Origin of the sequence: Nocardia sp. NPDC004151 (genome assembly GCF_042874235.1) — a bacterium.
Lineage (GTDB): Bacteria > Actinomycetota > Actinomycetes > Mycobacteriales > Mycobacteriaceae > Nocardia.
In genome coordinates, this window is the sequence record NZ_JBIAMR010000002.1 from 682,257 (window position 1) to 698,286 (window position 16,030).

Annotated in this window: 19 protein-coding genes and 1 pseudogene; 5 read left to right on the plus strand and 15 right to left on the minus strand. The window is 65.9% G+C overall.

Going from position 1 to position 16,030, the window contains the following annotated elements; translation table 11 throughout:
- Window positions 1-164 precede the first annotated feature (164 nt).
- Window positions 165-827 carry an SDR family NAD(P)-dependent oxidoreductase gene (locus ACFYTS_RS06885; protein WP_387301886.1) on the minus strand — a complete coding sequence of 221 codons (663 nt, stop codon included), beginning with the start codon at window positions 825-827 and terminating at the stop codon, window positions 165-167.
- Between ACFYTS_RS06885 and ACFYTS_RS06890 the strand changes: the two genes are divergently transcribed.
- On the plus strand, window positions 804-1,271 hold the full coding sequence (locus tag ACFYTS_RS06890) for a TetR/AcrR family transcriptional regulator (RefSeq protein ID WP_387301888.1): 468 nt from the start codon (window positions 804-806) through the stop codon (window positions 1,269-1,271). The two genes, ACFYTS_RS06885 and ACFYTS_RS06890, sit on opposite strands and share 24 nt — an antisense overlap.
- A gap of 14 nt (window positions 1,272-1,285) precedes the next feature.
- Here ACFYTS_RS06890 and ACFYTS_RS06895 read toward each other — a convergent pair whose 3' ends face one another.
- From ACFYTS_RS06895 to ACFYTS_RS06920, 6 genes are all read right to left on the minus strand, one after another.
- Window positions 1,286-1,732, minus strand: coding sequence for a response regulator transcription factor (locus ACFYTS_RS06895; RefSeq protein WP_387301890.1), 447 nt, complete (start codon window positions 1,730-1,732; stop codon window positions 1,286-1,288).
- An 8-nt stretch (window positions 1,733-1,740) separates the two neighbouring features.
- On the minus strand, window positions 1,741-2,082 hold the full coding sequence (locus ACFYTS_RS06900; protein ID WP_387301892.1) for a hypothetical protein: 342 nt from the start codon (window positions 2,080-2,082) through the stop codon (window positions 1,741-1,743).
- 30 nt (window positions 2,083-2,112) lie between these two features.
- Window positions 2,113-2,343 carry a hypothetical protein gene (locus ACFYTS_RS06905; RefSeq protein ID WP_387301894.1) on the minus strand — a complete coding sequence of 77 codons (231 nt, stop codon included), beginning with the start codon at window positions 2,341-2,343 and terminating at the stop codon, window positions 2,113-2,115.
- 2 nt (window positions 2,344-2,345) lie between these two features.
- Window positions 2,346-3,359: an alpha/beta fold hydrolase gene (locus ACFYTS_RS06910; protein ID WP_387301896.1), complete on the minus strand. Its 1,014-nt coding sequence runs from the start codon at window positions 3,357-3,359 to the stop codon at window positions 2,346-2,348.
- An 859-nt stretch (window positions 3,360-4,218) separates the two neighbouring features.
- The gene (locus tag ACFYTS_RS06915; RefSeq protein ID WP_387301898.1) at window positions 4,219-4,731 is read right to left on the minus strand and encodes an alpha/beta hydrolase; all 513 of its coding nucleotides are present in this window, start codon (window positions 4,729-4,731) and stop codon (window positions 4,219-4,221) included.
- Window positions 4,732-4,889: 158 nt separating this feature from the next.
- Complete coding sequence (locus tag ACFYTS_RS06920) at window positions 4,890-5,585, minus strand: alpha/beta hydrolase (protein ID WP_357281148.1); 696 nt, start codon at window positions 5,583-5,585, stop codon at window positions 4,890-4,892.
- A gap of 228 nt (window positions 5,586-5,813) precedes the next feature.
- Between ACFYTS_RS06920 and ACFYTS_RS06925 the strand changes: the two genes are divergently transcribed.
- Together ACFYTS_RS06925 and ACFYTS_RS06930 are read left to right on the plus strand one after the other, a co-directional pair.
- Window positions 5,814-6,236 (plus strand): VOC family protein, encoded by a 423-nt coding sequence (locus ACFYTS_RS06925; protein WP_387301900.1) that lies wholly within the window; start codon window positions 5,814-5,816, stop codon window positions 6,234-6,236.
- Between the two features lie 99 nt (window positions 6,237-6,335).
- A complete protein-coding gene (locus ACFYTS_RS06930; RefSeq protein WP_357281143.1) occupies window positions 6,336-6,707 on the plus strand; it encodes a nuclear transport factor 2 family protein in 372 nt (123 codons plus the stop codon).
- A 46-nt stretch (window positions 6,708-6,753) separates the two neighbouring features.
- Here the strand turns inward: ACFYTS_RS06930 and ACFYTS_RS06935 are convergent, their stop codons facing one another.
- Together ACFYTS_RS06935 and ACFYTS_RS06940 are read right to left on the minus strand one after the other, a co-directional pair.
- On the minus strand, window positions 6,754-8,418 hold the full coding sequence (locus ACFYTS_RS06935) for an FAD-dependent oxidoreductase (protein WP_387301902.1): 1,665 nt from the start codon (window positions 8,416-8,418) through the stop codon (window positions 6,754-6,756).
- A 720-nt stretch (window positions 8,419-9,138) separates the two neighbouring features.
- Complete coding sequence (locus ACFYTS_RS06940; RefSeq protein WP_387301904.1) at window positions 9,139-9,984, minus strand: hypothetical protein; 846 nt, start codon at window positions 9,982-9,984, stop codon at window positions 9,139-9,141.
- A gap of 87 nt (window positions 9,985-10,071) precedes the next feature.
- On the opposite strand from ACFYTS_RS06940, the gene ACFYTS_RS06945 reads away from it, so the two are divergent.
- A complete protein-coding gene (locus ACFYTS_RS06945; protein ID WP_387301906.1) occupies window positions 10,072-11,181 on the plus strand; it encodes a serine/threonine protein phosphatase in 1,110 nt (369 codons plus the stop codon).
- On the opposite strand, the gene ACFYTS_RS06950 is transcribed toward ACFYTS_RS06945, so the two are convergent.
- Both ACFYTS_RS06950 and ACFYTS_RS06955 read right to left on the minus strand, forming a co-directional pair.
- Entirely contained in the window at window positions 11,138-11,902 is a 765-nt protein-coding gene (locus ACFYTS_RS06950; RefSeq protein ID WP_387301908.1) for a carotenoid oxygenase family protein, read from the minus strand. The genes ACFYTS_RS06945 and ACFYTS_RS06950 overlap by 44 nt on opposite strands.
- A 110-nt stretch (window positions 11,903-12,012) precedes the next feature.
- Window positions 12,013-12,576 (minus strand): annotated as a pseudogene (locus ACFYTS_RS06955) (carotenoid oxygenase family protein); the annotation flags it as partial.
- Between the two features lie 90 nt (window positions 12,577-12,666).
- Between ACFYTS_RS06955 and ACFYTS_RS06960 the strand changes: the two are divergent.
- Window positions 12,667-13,296, plus strand: coding sequence for a TetR/AcrR family transcriptional regulator (locus ACFYTS_RS06960; protein WP_357281132.1), 630 nt, complete (start codon window positions 12,667-12,669; stop codon window positions 13,294-13,296).
- A gap of 238 nt (window positions 13,297-13,534) precedes the next feature.
- Here ACFYTS_RS06960 and ACFYTS_RS06965 read toward each other — a convergent pair whose 3' ends face one another.
- The 4 genes from ACFYTS_RS06965 to ACFYTS_RS06980 all read right to left on the minus strand — a co-directional run bounded on the left by ACFYTS_RS06965 (window position 13,535) and on the right by ACFYTS_RS06980 (window position 16,000).
- Window positions 13,535-13,735, minus strand: coding sequence for a DUF5988 family protein (locus ACFYTS_RS06965; RefSeq protein WP_387301910.1), 201 nt, complete (start codon window positions 13,733-13,735; stop codon window positions 13,535-13,537).
- A gap of 46 nt (window positions 13,736-13,781) precedes the next feature.
- Window positions 13,782-13,976: a DUF1918 domain-containing protein gene (locus tag ACFYTS_RS06970; RefSeq protein ID WP_357281127.1), complete on the minus strand. Its 195-nt coding sequence runs from the start codon at window positions 13,974-13,976 to the stop codon at window positions 13,782-13,784.
- A 134-nt stretch (window positions 13,977-14,110) separates the two neighbouring features.
- Window positions 14,111-15,037: a DUF808 domain-containing protein gene (locus ACFYTS_RS06975; RefSeq protein WP_357281125.1), complete on the minus strand. Its 927-nt coding sequence runs from the start codon at window positions 15,035-15,037 to the stop codon at window positions 14,111-14,113.
- Window positions 15,038-15,136: 99 nt separating this feature from the next.
- Complete coding sequence (locus ACFYTS_RS06980) at window positions 15,137-16,000, minus strand: patatin-like phospholipase family protein (protein WP_387301912.1); 864 nt, start codon at window positions 15,998-16,000, stop codon at window positions 15,137-15,139.
- Window positions 16,001-16,030 lie beyond the last annotated feature (30 nt).

Below are 16,030 nucleotides of genomic sequence, written 5' to 3' on the forward strand. Positions count from 1 at the left end.
TCGTGGTTGAGACAATTGGAACTGGCTGGGCGACAACGCTTCGGATTGATCGGCGCCGGATCAGTCTGCGTGATGCCGGAAGAGTCGCGCCCCGCTCAACGCGCCATGAAAACCTCATTTTCGGCCATGCGCCAACTTCTTCGGTGGCCTCGTCGCGGAACGCTTCACACGTGGGCCATGCCACCGTCGACGAATAGTTCGGCACCGGTGATGAAGCTCGACGCCTCGCTGGACAGGAACACCGCGGCCTTCCCGATCTCCCGGGGATCGGCGATGCGACCGGTCGGATTGCCCTCGCCCATCTGCCGCACCGCCTCGGCCACCTGCTCCGGTGTGCGCACCATTCCCAATGCGCCGCGCAGGGATTCGGTGTCGACGGCGCCCGGGCTGAGGACGTTCATCCGGATGCCCGAGCCCTTCACGTCTTGAATCCAGGCTCGGACGAAGCAGCGGATCGCCGCCTTGGCCCCGCCGTACATGCTCATCCCGGTGGGCGGCTCGATGGAGGCGGTCGAGGCGATGACGACCACGGCCCCACCCTTGGGTAGCAGCCGAAGTGCTGGTTGCACGGTGAACAGCACGCCTTTGGCGTTGACGTCGAAGGTCCGATCGAACTGTTCCTCGGTGATCTCGCCGAGCACGGCGTGCGCGCCGATGCCGGCGTTCGCGACGACGATGTCGAGTCGCCCGTGCCGTGACTCGATCTCGCGGTACACCGCTTCCATATCAGCCGAACGCGTGACGTCGGCGACGATGCCGGTGCAGTCGCCGCCGATCCTTTTCACCGCGTCGTCGAGTGCCTGTTGTTCCAGGTCGGTAATGACCACTGTGGCACCTTCGGGACGCTCTACCGGAACTTCCCGACGCGCGAGGTGCTGATCGAGGCCGCCTACCGCAACGAGCTGTCCAAACTGTGCGACGCGGCTCCGCACCTGCTCGAGTCGATGCCCCCGGAACGGGCGCTGCGCGAGTGGATGGGCCGCTTCATCGATTACGCGACCGCGAAACTCGGCATGGCCGACGCGCTGCGCGCCCTGGTGGAATCCGGCGCCGACCCTTACGCCCGCAGTAAGGAGATGATGCTCGACGCACTGACCGCGCTGCTCGAGACCGCGGTACGGACGGGCGCCATTCGGCCCGACATCAGCGCGACAGACATGTTCGCCGCACTCACCGGAATCGCCCTGGCCTCAGGAAAGCCTGAGCAACGCGAGCAGGCCGAGCGGCTGCTGGACTTGACGATGGACGGATTACGCCGTCCGCCCCGCTGAACGGGTTTCGTCTTCTAGGCGGCAGCGTCGCCTCGAACCGCCTGCGGTGCCGCGAGATGGACTCGGATGCGGTCGAGCAGTTCACCGCTTCGCAGCGGTTTGGGAAGGTAGTCACACGCACCGGCCATGTAGGCGTCGTCGATGGCATCCGGGTCGCCATCGAGGGAGGTCGCGATGATCGGAATGGGTGACCGCTTCCGCAGCTGCCGGCACACATACGCGCCTGGCCGGTCCGGCAGGGCCAGCTCGACCAGTACCAAGTCCGGCTTCCATCGCTGTGCGACCGTCACGGCGCGCTGCGCGCTGCTGGCCGAGATCACCTCATAGCCGGCGTTGGCCAGCACCAGTACCGCAATCTCCGCCGTCGCCGGGTTGCTCTCGACAACAAGGACCTTGCTGGGCTGAGCCGCAGCGATCGGCGGCAGTGTGAATTCTGTTGCAGAATACGGTAATTGACTCATGGTGGGTCCTACGCTGACGGGTCCCCGACCGTCGAATCCGCAGCGTGGTGAAGCTGAATGGAAACCGGCGCTCCACTGGAAATGGCAGCGTCGCGATCGACGTTCTTCGACACTATGTCAAGCAGCAATCTCTCGGCAATGAATTTGTCGGTTGTTTTCATGGCGTTCACAAACCCGCGATTCCTACGCTGACCTCCCATGACCGGTGATGCGGAGACCGTGAGCGCCGAATCGTGTCGATCGAGCAGCCGCGTATTCGGCGGATCTGCCATCAAATTACTTTGCACGCGTGCGATATAGGCGCTGTCGGGATGGCGCCGATCGTGGCATACTGCCCCAATCGAATTCACGGCGGTTGACCGTGTGCAGGGGTGCGGCGATCATGAACTATGGCAGCAAATGATGAGGATCAGCAGATCAGAGAACTCGTCGGGCGGCTTACCGACAAGTTCGAGCACCGTCGCCACATCCAGCGTGTCGGCCACCTCGACAATGGCGGCCACGGACTGCGCGACTGCGGTGTTCCACGGCTGCGCCGCTCGATCGAAATCGGAGTCGCCGGGCAGAATCACGCCGCCGCGGACCGCGGTGCGCAAGTTCTCGAAAGACACTCTCAAACCCTGTTGCTCGGCTCGAGGTCGAGGGTGGGTCGGACGTGAGTGAGCAGGAGGTCGAGGAAGCGGTCGGGCCGGCGGAAGGCCGCGAAATGGCTCGCGTTCTCGATGAGGGCGAATTCCTTGACCGGGGCGGTGACGTCGTCGAAGAACCGCTTGGCCGATTGCGCCGGGGTGATGACGTCGTGTTCGCCTTGGAAGAGGAAGAACGGGATCGAGAAGTCGGTTCCCTCGGCCCATTCGTCGATCGTGACCGATTGCGGGGCAAGGCATTCGGAGAAGCCCATGGCCTTCATATAGGTGCGGACCTCGCCGAGGGAATGCAGCGGTGAGGTCAGCAGCGAACCCATGACGACCTTCTTGACGGTGTCGAAGGTGAGAGGGTCCGAGCCGACGGTGTGTTTGTTGTATTGCGACCACTGCTCGGTCGTCCACGCCGAACGGTCTGCGCCCATGGCGGTGACAGCGGCGAGGTCCTTGTTCTTGCCGGATTCGTCCAGGCGCCGCAGCAGTCCGCGGTAGGCGGTGTGGTCGCGCCCGCGGTCGCTGATGTTCTGATCGGTGCCGACATAGGCGGAGAACAACTCCGGGTTGCCGCGGGCGACGCGCAGCGCGATGAACGAACCGAACGAACAGCCCATCAGAACGACCCGGTCGACACCGAGCCGAGAGCGCACGTGCGCGGTGACCTCGAGGGTGTCCAGTTCCAGTCGCCGCAGACTCATCTCGCCCTGCCCGGTGGGCCCGGTCCGGCCGAAAGTCTTTCCCGTGCCGCGCATGTCCCAGCGCACGACAGTGAAGTGACGCTCCCATTCGCGGGTACGCCCGGTGTAGATGAGATTGGAAGCACCCGGGCCGCCGTGGATTTCGAGCAACACCGGATTGCCGCGGTCCTCGCCGCGGATCGAGATCCACTGCTCGATCCCGCCGATAGGCACGAACCCGGCTTCGTCGATGCCGTTCTCGGTGGTGATGCGCAGTCGCTGAGCGTACTTCGAGCCCGGGATCCGCATGATGACTCCTCAAACTGTGTATGACGTAAACATTTGTATTTAAGGTATAAACAGTTCTGGAGTATGTCAACAGAGGACGGCATCGCCGCGGTCGCTCGCGCCGATGCTGAAGGGCTCGAGGCTGTTTCGATGAACCAGGTGGCCGTCGAATTGGCGGGTGGCGTGCACTCGGTCCGCGCGGGGCAATCACGGGCTCCTCCCGGGCGAGTGCCGCCTCGGCGCGCGAGGATCGATCTGAGAGGCTGAACAGTTGGCGAACCTCAGGTTGACAGCCCGTGGTTCAATGATTGCCCCCGTGTGACGCTTCCGCCGATGCGTGCACCCCTGCCGATATGAGAACAATGCCCGAAGACCCCGAACTCGCCCAAGCCCGGAGCTTCCTGCGGGAGCTCACCCAGCACGCGCAAACGCTGGTCCGGCGCCGTGAATCCCTCCCGATCGGAGCTGGGACCTCACGGCACGACGATGAACTCGCCGCCGTTCGCCGTCAGATCGAACAGCTGCACAAGCGGTTTCCCGGCGTGCAGGCTGTACCGGCAATCCGGGGCGCCTGACCGCATCTCGGGGATCCGGGCCACCGGCGGTCGGTATCGCATGCCAAGCGCTCAACCTGGCCAGGACTTGACGGGGCGGCGCGGGGTACCCGCCCGCGGCCGCTCTTGGACACGCTGATGATGAGCGAGCAGCCGTTGTCGCGGTGGGTGTCGCCGGATCCCCTTCCCGGCGGCATCATCTCCGATCAGCTTGATCCCGAACATGATTGTCGAGAAACGGCCGTGAACACGGCGCTCGCTGCGAACGAAGTCTGTCGGCCCCGCGCCCGGGTGAGGCCGACGGCACGTCATCGCCGACCGCTGAGTCAGACGGCTTCGGCCGCGGTGCGGATGATGGCGGCGACCACTGCGGGGCGGGACACGTAAATGGCATGGCTGCCAGGCATTTCGGCCACCGTCGCGCCGATGCGTTCGGCCATGGACGCCTGTGCCGCGGGCGGAATCATCTTGTCCTCGGTGACGTGCAGGTACCAGCTGGGCTTGGACCTCCACGCGGCCTCATGGATGGCCCCACCGAGCGCTTCCACACCCCACGGCACCTGCGAATCGGCCAGGAACTTGGCATCCTGTGCGGCGAGGTCGCCGGCGAAGGAGTCCGGGAACTTGGCCCGGTCCAGGAACAGGTATCCCTGCACCGGCGGCAGGATCGGCGGCTGCGGGCCGTCCTGCGGGAATGTGCCGAGCAGCGTGTTCACCGATTCACCCTTGTCCGGCGCGAACGCGGTGATGTACACGAGCGCGGCCACCTTCTCGTGCGTCCCCGCCTCGGTGATGACCGCGCCACCGTTCGAACTCTCCCTCTGCGAGTGAATTGCCATACGGCACAATCGAATATAGGGCGCAGAACAGCCAAGGGATCCGTCATTTGACGTAGATCAGTCGAGCAGTGATCGATCGATCACGCTTCTGCCAAATCGAACCCTGACCGAGCCGTCCTGGTTCGGCGTTCGGCATTGGTGGCGGTCCGCCGGCTCGGCTACTCGCTCCGAATGGACGCCGCGGCGTCACGGATGACGTCGAGGACGAACTCGGGATGCGACAGCATCGGGACGTGACTGCTGTCGATGTCGTAGGTCTTGGCGCCCATGCGTTTGGCCGCGGCACGTTCCAGTTCGGGATTCACGGTGCGGTCGTTGTTGGCGACGATGTACCAGCTCGGCTTGGTCTTCCAGGCGGTGCCCGGCACCTGCTGGTTGAACAGGTCGGCGTCCGGCACAGCGCCGGTGGCAAGGACGAGCCGCTGCTCGGCCGCCGGTAGGTCGCCGCAGAAGTCCGGGACGCCCGAGGGCTTCAGCCAGATGCGCCCGCCGCCGACTTCGATGTGATCGAACAGCGGGGTGCGGGCGAACTGGTTCTGCTGGTCCTGGGACGTCTCGTTCTCGTCGGGAGCGAGCGCCGCGATGAATACCAGCGCGCGGACGCGGTCGTGCATGCCCGCCTTGGTGACCAGGGTTCCGCCGTACGAATGGCCGACGAGCACGACCGGGCCGGGTACGTGGTCGATCGTGAAGTTGACGCACGCGACGTCGCTCTCGAGCGAATTGAGGCCGTGCTGCGAGGCGAACACCTCGTGCCCCTCCGCCTGCAGCGAGGGGATGAGCTTGCTGAAGCATGATCCGTCGGCCCACAGCCCGTGGGCGAATACGATGCTCGGCTTGGTCTGCGATGACATGCGCTGCTCCTTTGACGAAGGCCGGCCTTGGTCAGCCGTGAGCGACCTACCCGGCCGGCACCGATTCGCTTACATTCCGCAACACCATCCTGGGACAGAATAGACCGTCCAATCCCTCACATATTTCGGTGATAACCAGCCTCAGGTCGAGCAGATCACCGGCCGCCCCGCACGAACCTTCGACGAGTTCGCCCAGGTCAACGCCTTCGCGTGGAAAGAGGATGTTCAGTGATCGATCACGTCTACATCTCCGTCACCGATATCGAGCAGGCGCTGGCCTTCTACCTCGAGGCTCTCGCCCCGGCGGGCTGGCGCGCTTTCGGTAACTACAACGCATCCTCCGGGCCGGAGAACGTGCCCGACCTGTTCGGCATCGGCGACGCCGACTACATCTCCGGCGCGCGGGTCGGCTCGAGCATTTGGCTGCGACAGCGCGAGTCCGGCGAGACGGGCCTCTACCTCGGAATCGTCTGCGACAGCGATGAAATGGTCGACGCCGCCTATGCCGCGGCTATCAGGGCAGGCGGAATCGACGAAGGCGAACCGGCGGGCCGAACCTACTTCGCACCCGGTTACTACGCTGCCAATGTGCGCGACATCGACGGTAACCGCATCGAGTTCGTCCACAAAGCCTGGAACGCGGCACGCTAGGAGTACACGAGGCGTGGAACCGACATGGTCGTTGGCCGTGCCGACTCTGTGATGGATGATCGGCAGCGACGCTGACACCGGGATAGGAAAGGATTCGACATGACCAGTTCGCCCCCCGAGCTCATGCGACGCAACCTGCTCGATGTCTTCAACGAACCCGACCCCGATCGCCGGGCCGCCGTGATCGCCGAGACCTACACCCGCGATGTGGTGTGGCATGAACCGGACCGGATCAATCAGGGCCGCGCCGAGTTCGAGCGTAGGGCCGCGGAGATGCTGGTGGAGAACCCCGACTGGGTCTTCTGGCCCGCGGGCCCGGCGTCCGGGCTCGACGACATCGGTCACCTCGGCTTCCATTACGGGCCGCCCGACCGGCCTCCGATGGTCAGCGGGATGGACATCGCCCGGGTCGAAGACGGCCGCATCGCCGAGCTCTACACCATCGTCACCGAGATCCGGCCGCCGCTCTGACGGCTCGGTACGGGGGCCTGAACAGCCGGCCGGAGAGGCTGGCGTATCAGCTTGTGAGGCCGAGGTATTGGTGGATGGAACGCACGCAGCTCGCGCCGTCGCCAACAGCGGCGGCGACACGCTTCATGGATCCGGCTCGGACGTCTCCGATCGCGAAGATCCCGGGCTCACTGGTCTCGAAGGGCAGTGGGACACGGTCGACCGGGTTCCAGCCGGCACTGTTCTCGCGCGCGAGTAGCGCGGAGTCGGTCAGGATGAATCCCTCGGCATCGAGTTGGATGCCATCGAGCCAGGAACTTGCCGGGTCCGCGCCGATGAAACAGAACAGAGCCGAACAGTCCAGCGCGTCAACATGGTTGGTTCGGTGGTCGGTCACGGCGATCCCCGCGAGGTTGCGGTCCCCGGTCAGCGCGGTGACTTCGGACTCGAGCCGGACCTGGATGCGGGAGTCTGCTTCGATGCGGTGTGCGAGGTAGGCCGACATCCCGCCATAGAGGTCGTTCGATCGCACGACCAGGGCGACCGGGCAGCCGTGGTTGGCCAGGAATAGCGCTGCCTGTCCGGCGGAGTTGGCGCCGCCTACGACGGCGACGGGCCCACCCTCACACAGCCGCGCTTCGGCCTCGGTGGCCGCGTAGAAGATGCCACGGCCTTCGAGCTCGTGCCAGCGTGGCAGGTTCAGGGTTCGGAAGCGGGCCCCAGTCGCGACGACAACAGTGCGGGCGCGGACCGTGGTGTGATCGGACAGCGAGACCTCGAAGGTTCCGTCGATGGGGTGCACCGATTCCACGATGCACGGGCTGGCGATGCGCGCACCGAACTTCTGGGCTTGCACCATCGCGCGCCCGGTCAATTCCGTTCCGCTGATGCCGGATTCGAATCCCAGGTAGTTCTCGATACGAGAGCTCGCACTGGCCTGGCCGCCCACGGCGACCGCCTCGAACACCATCGTTCGCAAGCCCTCGGAGGCGCCGTAGACCGCGGCTGCCAGCCCCGCGGGACCCGCCCCGACCACCACGATGTCGACGATGCTCTCCGCGCTCGCCGGGGCGCTCGGCGCATAGGTCAAGTTCATGGCTTGCGCGAGCAGCGCCGTCGTCGCGTTCGAAATGAGACCGGTGTGTGTCGCGACGATCGGAAGCTGGCCGGGTGAGATATCGAGCGACCGCGCGAGGGCGCGCCCGGATTCGGAGTCGATGTCGATCCACGTGTGCGCGATCCTGGAGCGCACGGCCCATGTTCGCAGCGCAAGTGATTCTCGCGACTGACCGCTGCCCAGTATGCGCACGCTGAGCGCGCCTTCCCCGGTCTGCAATTCGTGGCGGCGCTGGAGAAATGTGCGCAGGATGAGGTCGGACAGTGCTGTGTCCTCTGCCATCAGTCGGCGGAAGTTCGCGGGATCGATGCGGATGATCTCGCCGTCGGCGGTGGCGCGCGTGGTGAGATACACCGCCTGTCCGGTGATCAGGTTGAGTTCACCGAGGAAGCGCCGGGGTGGTACCTGGGCCACGACCGCTTCGGCCTGGTCGTCGTCGGCCTCGCGCACGATTTCGGCCGAGGCCGTATCGAGGATGAGGAAGTCGTAGACCAGCTGGCCTGTGGAGACCAGAACCTCGCCGCCGCGGACCTTCTCGCTGATGCCGTAGCCGCGCAGCCGATCCATCTGCTCGGCATTCAGCTCGGGGAACGCCGCCACCTGGGTATCCGACATCGCATCTGGCCTTCGTCGTGGGATCTGCTTCGGCTCATCCTCTGTGTTGGCGCGCTGGTGCCGACATCACATGAATGGGTGATGTTCGTGTCTCGGCGGTGTGCGCGATGCTGATCTCCCTCGTTGCCGAGGTGGCGGCGAGAACGCCGCCATCGGGGTGCTCCGCCTGGCGGTGGAGTTCGGTATGCAGTTCATCGAGACCGCGGACTCGGACGGGCCCGGGGTGGTCGAAGACCTCATCCGCGACTCGATGGAAAGCCTTGGAGCGATGATCGAATCTGCACTATTGGTATAGCAGGTGTTGAGGTCGTCCGTGACCGGCCGACACCGGTCGGGCTCGGTTCAGCGACGGTCGAACCGGAGGAGGCGCGATGCGATCGGGATCGTTGTGGGGACGGACCGAACCGATGACCCGCGCACTCGCTGTCGTCCGTAGTGCCCGTCGGCACGAGCTGGGCGCAGTGGTGACGATCGGCGGTCCGGCCGGGATCCGCTGATCAGCCGCGCAGCTGACAGGTGCGGCGCACGAGCCGCCGCTCGCGGCCGATCAGCAACCGCCCCTGCGGGAATATGCGGCACCGATCTGCCCGCGGTCGAGCCGGAGACCTTCCTGACAGCCTTCGAGCGACCATCCCGAGCACCAGGGCGCGGGCACGGTCGGCCCCGACTACCAGCCGCTCCCGCCCGGATTCCCGAGAGCCTGAGAGCGCTCCGCGTTGCTCACCAGCTGCCGTTGAAGAAGGCGGACAGCGCAGTCGTGGAGTTCATCGCCGCCGAGGTGTTCGCTGCCAGCAGGACGGTCGAGGCCAGCGACAGCAAGGCGGTGACGATCCCGGACGCGCATCGGAGACGCCTGCTTCGGGTGTCCGCGGACCGCACGAACCTTCTCCATGACACCGCGGTGAGGCCGAGCGCGGTGATCGCGAGAATCGCGGCGATGACGGCCACGGTGACGTGGTAACGCGCGAAATCGCCGACCATGTCGTCAACGGGCGGTGTGGTGCCGGTGGATTCGGTCAGCTGCTGCCGGATCTGGTCAAAGGCGGTGGTCAGCTGGGGGTCGTTCGCGCCGGACGGCAGCATCGGCAGCAAAGAGGAGAAAGGCGCCACCGCCCCTTGGATGTTCGCGATCACCACCAGAAGTGCCCCGAAAGCGAACATACTGATCACCGCACCCGCCGTCGCCAGCGCGGACCGCTGCCCTGCGCTGAGCCCGCCGGCGCGCAGGTACGCCTTCCAGAGCAGCGCCGCCAGAGCGACGAGCGTGACGAGCAATAGCACCGCGATCACGCCCTTGGCCACATGAAAGCGGAACCAATAGTCGATGACGCTGGTCAGAGCCGGCGGCCGAGTCGAGCCACCGGAATTCCAGTACGCCACAAAGCCATCACGCAAGGCCTGCCGCAGCTCGTTCTGATCAGCGAAGCCGCGGTTCCCCGTGTCGGCCAGTGGAGGAGGAGCCAGAACGAGCGCCGTGACGAGGAGCAACACGAGAGCGGTCAGCGCCCCCAATGCGCGACCAGGAACGATCTTGTCGGAGCGCGCCGGAGCCGCCGAGCTGACCATGGATATTCCTTTCCACTCGGATCCGGCAACCCTCCCATTCTGTGTGCGATCCACCGTCCCCGCCACGACCGGTGGCAGACTTGTCCGGTGACGGCCCCCAGAACAGAGCGGCACCAACGACTCTCGGATCAGCTGGGAAACCACAGCGACCACGAGCTCGCCAAGCTCCTGGACAACGGCCGGTCCGTCGGTGTGGGGGTGGGCGGTAGCGCCGCGGTCCTCGACGTCGACGGCGTACAGGTGTTCGTCAAACGCATCCCGCTGTCCGAGCGGGAGCTGGCCCACCCGGCCTCCACGGCGAACCTCTTCGATCTCCCGCTGCACTGCCAATACGGAATCGGCGGGCCGAGCTTCAACACGTGGCGTGAGCTCGCCGCGAACAACGTCGTCACCAACGCGATCCTGGCCGGCGAGACCGAGTCATTCCCCATGCTCTACCACTGGAGGGTGCTGCCGGGCCGCCCGCCGATCGCGGCCGAGCACGCCGACATCGACAAGGTCGTCGCCGCCCAAGGCGGGTCGCGAGCGGTTCGGACCCGCCTGGAGGCGCTGGCCGCAGCCCCGTCCTCGCTGCTCCTGTTCTCCGAATACATCCCCCACGCGGCGGCGAACATGTTGCGCGACAACCCGGTCGACAAGGCCGCGACGATCGAGCACCAGCTCGCCGAGATCGTGACCTTCCTGCGAGATCACCAGCTGCTGCACATGGACGCCCACTGGGGCAATATTCGCACCGACGGTGAGCGGCTCTATCTCACCGACTTCGGCCTGGCCACCTCACCGCACTTCGACTTGTCACCCGACGAACGCGACTTCGTCGAACGCCACACCACCCACGACGCCGCCTACGTCGCCATGCGCCTGGTCAACTGGCTGGTGACCGACGTCTGCGGAATCCCGATGCCCGCCACCGGCGGCCCGGTAGCCCGCAACGAATACGTGATCCACTGCGCCGCCGGTCATATCCCGTCCGACGTCCCGCCCGTAGTGGCCGAAATCCTGTCCCGCCACGCCCCTGCCGCCGCAACCATGAACGCCTTCCTCTGGAAGCTGTTCGACGGCGAACTCCAGACGGATTACATCGCCGGCCGAATCGACCCGGCGTTCTCTCGCCGCGGTATCCGGCCGGACGAGTGCGTTTGCGGGGGAGTGCTCAGGGGCGGACGGGTGCGTCCGTTTGGGCGAGGCGGTGGGTGAAGGTGCCGTGGAATCCCCACGGGATGTGGTGGTTGAGCCAGGCGGTGGCCAGGGGGCCTTGTTCGGGGTCGCGGGCGTCGAGAACGAGGAGTTGGGAGCGGTTTTCGGTGAGGTCGTGGTTGAGCGCGAGGAGCCATCCGTCGTCTTCCGCGGCATCGGGGGTGCGGGGGACGAACAGGGGTTCGCCGACCGAGCTGTCGCCGAGTTCGCAATTCGTGGTGGCGCCGGTGTGGTGGTCGATTTTGGTGATGGCGTTGAACAGTCCCGCGGGGCCACCCGCACCGGCGAGGTAGGTGTAGCGGTGTGCTCGGGTGGAGCGGCGCCAGTCGTACTGCGGGAATTCGCCCGCGCGGTCCGAGAGTTCGCGTTCGATGATGGTGCCGGCCTTGGTGATCCGATACTGCATGAGCCGGGAGTCCGGGAATTGCGGGGTGTCGGGGGTATCGAGGTTGACCATGCCGGTCATGGCGCGGAAGCGCTCCCACTCGGTATCCAGACGCACCAGCTCGATGACGACGTCGTCCCCGTCGTCGTAGGCGTTGGTCAGGTGCACGTGCAGCAGGGCTTCGTGCTCGACGATGCGTGGACGGCCCCCGCGTTTGGGGACCAGCAGGAACCGAGTGGCCTTGGCGGGCTTGAATTCCAGGGAATCGATGAACGAGTCGGTGGCCAGTGCGATCTTGGGGATGTTCGGGAGTACGGGGTCGAGCACGAACACCATGGCGGAGTCGGTGAGCGCGAAGTCGTGATTCCAGGGCAGATCCCACAGGGGATCGTCGCCAGCCGGTGGCACCGTCCCGCGCGGTCGATGCGGTAGGTGCGCAGGCGGGGCGTGGGGAGCAGGTCGAGTCCGAAGTTGTACATGTCGCCGGTGGCCGGATCCCACTTCGGGTGCGCGGAGAACGCGCCGAGGAATCCGAGTCGACCGCCGAAGTCGGTGGGGCCCAAGGTTTCCAGGGAGTCGGGGTCGATGCGGTGCGGGTTGCCCATCTCCCACAGAGCCAGTAGCCCACCGGCGTAGTTGACGATATTGGTGTTGGCCACGTTCGCGGGGAGTCGTCCGATATTGGCGAGCGGGCCGCCGGGGATCTGGTCACCGACACCGCGGTAGCGCACCCGGTCGCTGGTCCGCCCGTGCTCGAAGTGACGGGTGCGTACGTAGCGGTTGCGGAAACGCACCGACGAACCGTCGAGCACGAACTGCGAGATCATGCCGTCGCCGTCGAACACGTTGTGCAGCAGGGATTTACCGACCTGGAACTTGCCCGGTCCGATGCGGTACAGGGTGCCGGTCAGCTCGCGGGGCAGTCGTCCGTCGATCTGCTCGACCGTGTAGTCGTGCTCGTCGAGCAGGGGTGCGGTGGTGGCGCGATACGCGGTGAGGCTGGCGGTCATCGCGGATTCTCCTTTGAATCGCTAATCTGATGACAATTGTCATCTGATGACGTGTGTCTGCCAATGTAGGGAGGGGTTAGAGTGCTGTCAATGGCCAGATCAGCAACCGCTCGCAGCTACGGCGGCATCAGCGCCGAGGACCGTCGCGCCGAACGCCGCACCCGGCTGCTCGCCGCGGCGCGAGAAGTCTGGGGCGAGTCCGGATTGTCCGCGGTGACCGTGCGCGGGGTGTGCAAGCAGGCCGGGCTGATCGACCGCTACTTCTACGAGCACTTCGCCGGCCGCGACGAACTCCTCGCCGCCGTCGCCGACCAGCTGCGCGAGGAATTGCTGTCTGTTCTGGTGCAATCCGGTCTGACCGCCGATGGGACCGCCGAGGACAGGCTCCGCGCGGCGTTGGGTGCGTTCTTGCAGGCCATCGCCGACGACCGGCGCATCCACCGCATCATCGCCAGTGATTTCCAGGCCGTGCCGGTCCTGGCTCAACGCCGCCGCGAAGTCCTGGCGACCATCACCGACCTCGTCGTTCAGAATGTCCCCGACGCCCTGCCCGGCGACTACGACCCCGAAGCGCTACGCCGCGCAGCCCTGTTCATCACCGGCGGCGTCAACCAGCTCATCGAGACCTGGCTCGACCACGCCACGGACCTGACCGCCGACCAGCTCGCCGCTACCTGCGCCCGCATGTGCGTCAGTGTCGTCGAACAGGCGCGACGCTGATCGCATCGCTACCGGTCGGTTCCTCTTCTTCTCGACAGTTGTACTGCCCCGAGCGAGGTGAATGTCAAAGCGGCCGAAGGCATCAAGGCCCGCGAATCGGGATCACCCCGCAAATGGGAGTGAAAGCCACTGCCGCCGACCGAGATCTGGGCAATCAGCAGAAAGTCAGCTTCCGGGTCTTCAGCCTGTAGCCGCCGACAGGAAATACCTCGTGGAACCGATGGTCGCGGATTTCTCGTTACTCCGCGATCTCGGTTCGTCGGCACCACAGGTATACGGGCAGCCGGCCTTCGGGAGTCTCGATATGTCCAGGCGAGTTCTCGAAATGCTCATAACCACCGCGATGCTGGATCTTCACCTCTTCACCCGGTGACGGGAGCGGAACGATTCGAGAAGGAAGGTCGGCCGGTCCGCCTTCGAGGAATGCCATCGGGTCCATCACACGCTCCTTCGGTGCTCGACCAGGTCGGCGTCATTCCGTCGGTTCAGTCTCCGGTGCCGACGTGCCGGACGGTGGTGTCGGGCCCGGGACTCATGATCGTCTCGTGCCCGTCGTCATATCGGACGCGGTACAGCGGAGCGGCTTCCTCTCCCATTACCTCGATAACCTCGGCCGTATGGTCGGATTGTCCGACAGTCCGGCCGTGGACCAGAAGCTGGTCACCTACGCTGGCTTTCATAACGAACCCCTTTTCGGCGAGTGCTGATCCAGGTGATTGCTTACCCGATCCGGCCGCAAAGATTCTGGCGAAAACGGCTATACCTGGAGACTACCGCCGGCTGGTCCTCGAAGACCCGTCAAGGCGCACCCGAATCAGTGCTTCTTCGTGAACGGCAGCGCCTGAACGACCAGCACCACGATGGTGCCGACGACGAATCCGATGACCGCCGAAGCGGCCGTGTTCGTCAGCCACCCCATCAGTCCGCCGACGCCGGCGACGGCATCGCGGACCGCCTCCTCGGCGTGGTGCACCCACGCGTACGGCGTGTGCCAGCCGAGCGTGTCGGTGCCGCTGAGCAGAATGTGCCCGCCGACCCAGAGCATCGCGACCGTGCCGATGATCGACAGCGCCGCCAGCAGTCGCGGCATTCCCGTCACCAGTCCGCGGCCGACGGCCCGCACGAACGTCGAGGAGCGCTGGGCCAGTGCCAGCCCGGCATCGTCCATCTTCACGATGACGCCGACGACGCCGTACACCGCGGCGGTGATGACCACGGCGACGATGGCCAGAATGATCAGCCGCGGGAAGAACGACTGGTGGGCAACCTCGTTGAGGGCGATCACCATGATCTCGGCGGACAGGATGAAGTCGGTGCGGATGGCGCCCGCGGTCATCGCCTTCTCATCGGCGACACCCTCGGATTCGGGGTCGTGGCTGTCGTGGTGCAGGAACCGGCCCAGCACCTTCTCGGCGCCTTCGAAGCACAGGTAGGCAGCACCGACCATCAGGATCGGCGTGAGCAGCCACGGCGCGAACTGGCTGAGGATCAGGGCGGCCGGAAGAATGAAGACCAGCTTGTTGCGCAGCGATCCGATCGCGATCCGCTTGATCATCGGAAGTTCGCGGTCGGCCGTGATGCCCTGCACGTACTGCGGTGTCACGGCGGTGTCGTCGATGACCACACCGGCGGCCTTGGCGGTCGCCCGCCCGGTGGCCGCGCCGATGTCGTCGAGGGAAGCAGCCGCGAGCCGGGCCAGCACGGCCACGTCATCGAGGAGTCCGAACAGGCCTGCACTCATGCCTGGCAGGTTACCGGCCGACCGGCTGGGAGCGGCTATTCGGACATCCACGGCAACTCCGCCCCCCGCCCGCCGCCGATTGTGGTGCTCGATCGCGCATCAGGGCTTCGGTGGTGACCAGCCCGCGTCGAGCAACCGCTGTGCCAGTTCGTCCGCCTGCCGGATGCCCGCCTGGAACGCCGCGGGCCAGCTCGTGACGACGTCCGGATCGGTTTCGAACCCGTCGATGATGCCGAGTGTGGCCGCGTCGGGGCTGAAACGGACCACGGTGTCGGCCACGGTGGCCGCGAGTTCGGCCTGAACCAGTTGCGGCGGAAACCGGTGTGCCAACGGTTCGATCAGGAGAAGGATGTCCGAGTCCGCGGCGAGGTCGGCATTGGTGGGCGACCACACCCCGCCGTCGATGTAGTAGCGGTCTCCGACGACGACGGGCGGGAAGGTTCCGGGAAAGGAACGGCTCGCCGCGACAGCGGTGGCCAGCGGTACATCGCTGCCGCTGTCCCAGACCCGGCGCTCGCCGGTGGCCGCGTCCAGGACCGCGATCCGGAGCCGGTGATCCGGCCAGTCGTTGCCGCCGACCAGCCACTCCATCGGTGCGATATGCGCCGGCTGGGCGGGCTCCACGGTCATCGCCAGCCGCCCCACCTCGCGCCGCACCGTCGCACGATCCGCAGTCCGGTCCGCGATCACCGAGAAGACCTTGGCGAGGAGCTCCGGTATCACCGCCCTCGGCGATTCCGCGCTCCCGGGACGGCGTGGATCGTCGGCGAACGAATCCAGATCCCGCCCCACGATCAGCGCGGCCCCGACGATCGCACCCGCGGACGTGCCGACGATCGAGTCGGCCGACCCCAAATCGATTCCCCGGCGGCGCAATTCAGCGGCCAGACCCGCCATCCACGCCGAACCGAGGACGCCGCCGCCACCCAGAACAACCGAACGCCGCACGGCCCCAACGGACATGTGATCGACACTGTGACTCCCCATGCCGCG

What these genes read in the sequence shown, in the direction of transcription:
- ACFYTS_RS06895 (WP_387301890.1), bottom strand. Translation starts at nt 1,732, where the DNA reads ATGAGTCAATTACCGTATTCTGCAACAGAATTCACACTGCCGCCGATC.
- ACFYTS_RS06910 (WP_387301896.1), bottom strand. Translation starts at nt 3,359, where the DNA reads ATGCGGATCCCGGGCTCGAAGTACGCTCAGCGACTGCGCATCACCACC.
- ACFYTS_RS06915 (WP_387301898.1), bottom strand. Translation starts at nt 4,731, where the DNA reads ATGGCAATTCACTCGCAGAGGGAGAGTTCGAACGGTGGCGCGGTCATC.
- ACFYTS_RS06920 (WP_357281148.1), bottom strand. Translation starts at nt 5,585, where the DNA reads ATGTCATCGCAGACCAAGCCGAGCATCGTATTCGCCCACGGGCTGTGG.
- ACFYTS_RS06930 (WP_357281143.1), top strand. Translation starts at nt 6,336, where the DNA reads ATGACCAGTTCGCCCCCCGAGCTCATGCGACGCAACCTGCTCGATGTC.
- ACFYTS_RS06935 (WP_387301902.1), bottom strand. Translation starts at nt 8,418, where the DNA reads ATGTCGGATACCCAGGTGGCGGCGTTCCCCGAGCTGAATGCCGAGCAG.
- ACFYTS_RS06940 (WP_387301904.1), bottom strand. Translation starts at nt 9,984, where the DNA reads ATGGTCAGCTCGGCGGCTCCGGCGCGCTCCGACAAGATCGTTCCTGGT.
- ACFYTS_RS06950 (WP_387301908.1), bottom strand. Translation starts at nt 11,902, where the DNA reads ATGGTGTTCGTGCTCGACCCCGTACTCCCGAACATCCCCAAGATCGCA.
- ACFYTS_RS06960 (WP_357281132.1), top strand. Translation starts at nt 12,667, where the DNA reads ATGGCCAGATCAGCAACCGCTCGCAGCTACGGCGGCATCAGCGCCGAG.
- ACFYTS_RS06965 (WP_387301910.1), bottom strand. Translation starts at nt 13,735, where the DNA reads ATGGACCCGATGGCATTCCTCGAAGGCGGACCGGCCGACCTTCCTTCT.
- ACFYTS_RS06970 (WP_357281127.1), bottom strand. Translation starts at nt 13,976, where the DNA reads ATGAAAGCCAGCGTAGGTGACCAGCTTCTGGTCCACGGCCGGACTGTC.
- ACFYTS_RS06975 (WP_357281125.1), bottom strand. Translation starts at nt 15,037, where the DNA reads ATGAGTGCAGGCCTGTTCGGACTCCTCGATGACGTGGCCGTGCTGGCC.
- ACFYTS_RS06980 (WP_387301912.1), bottom strand. Translation starts at nt 16,000, where the DNA reads ATGTCCGTTGGGGCCGTGCGGCGTTCGGTTGTTCTGGGTGGCGGCGGC.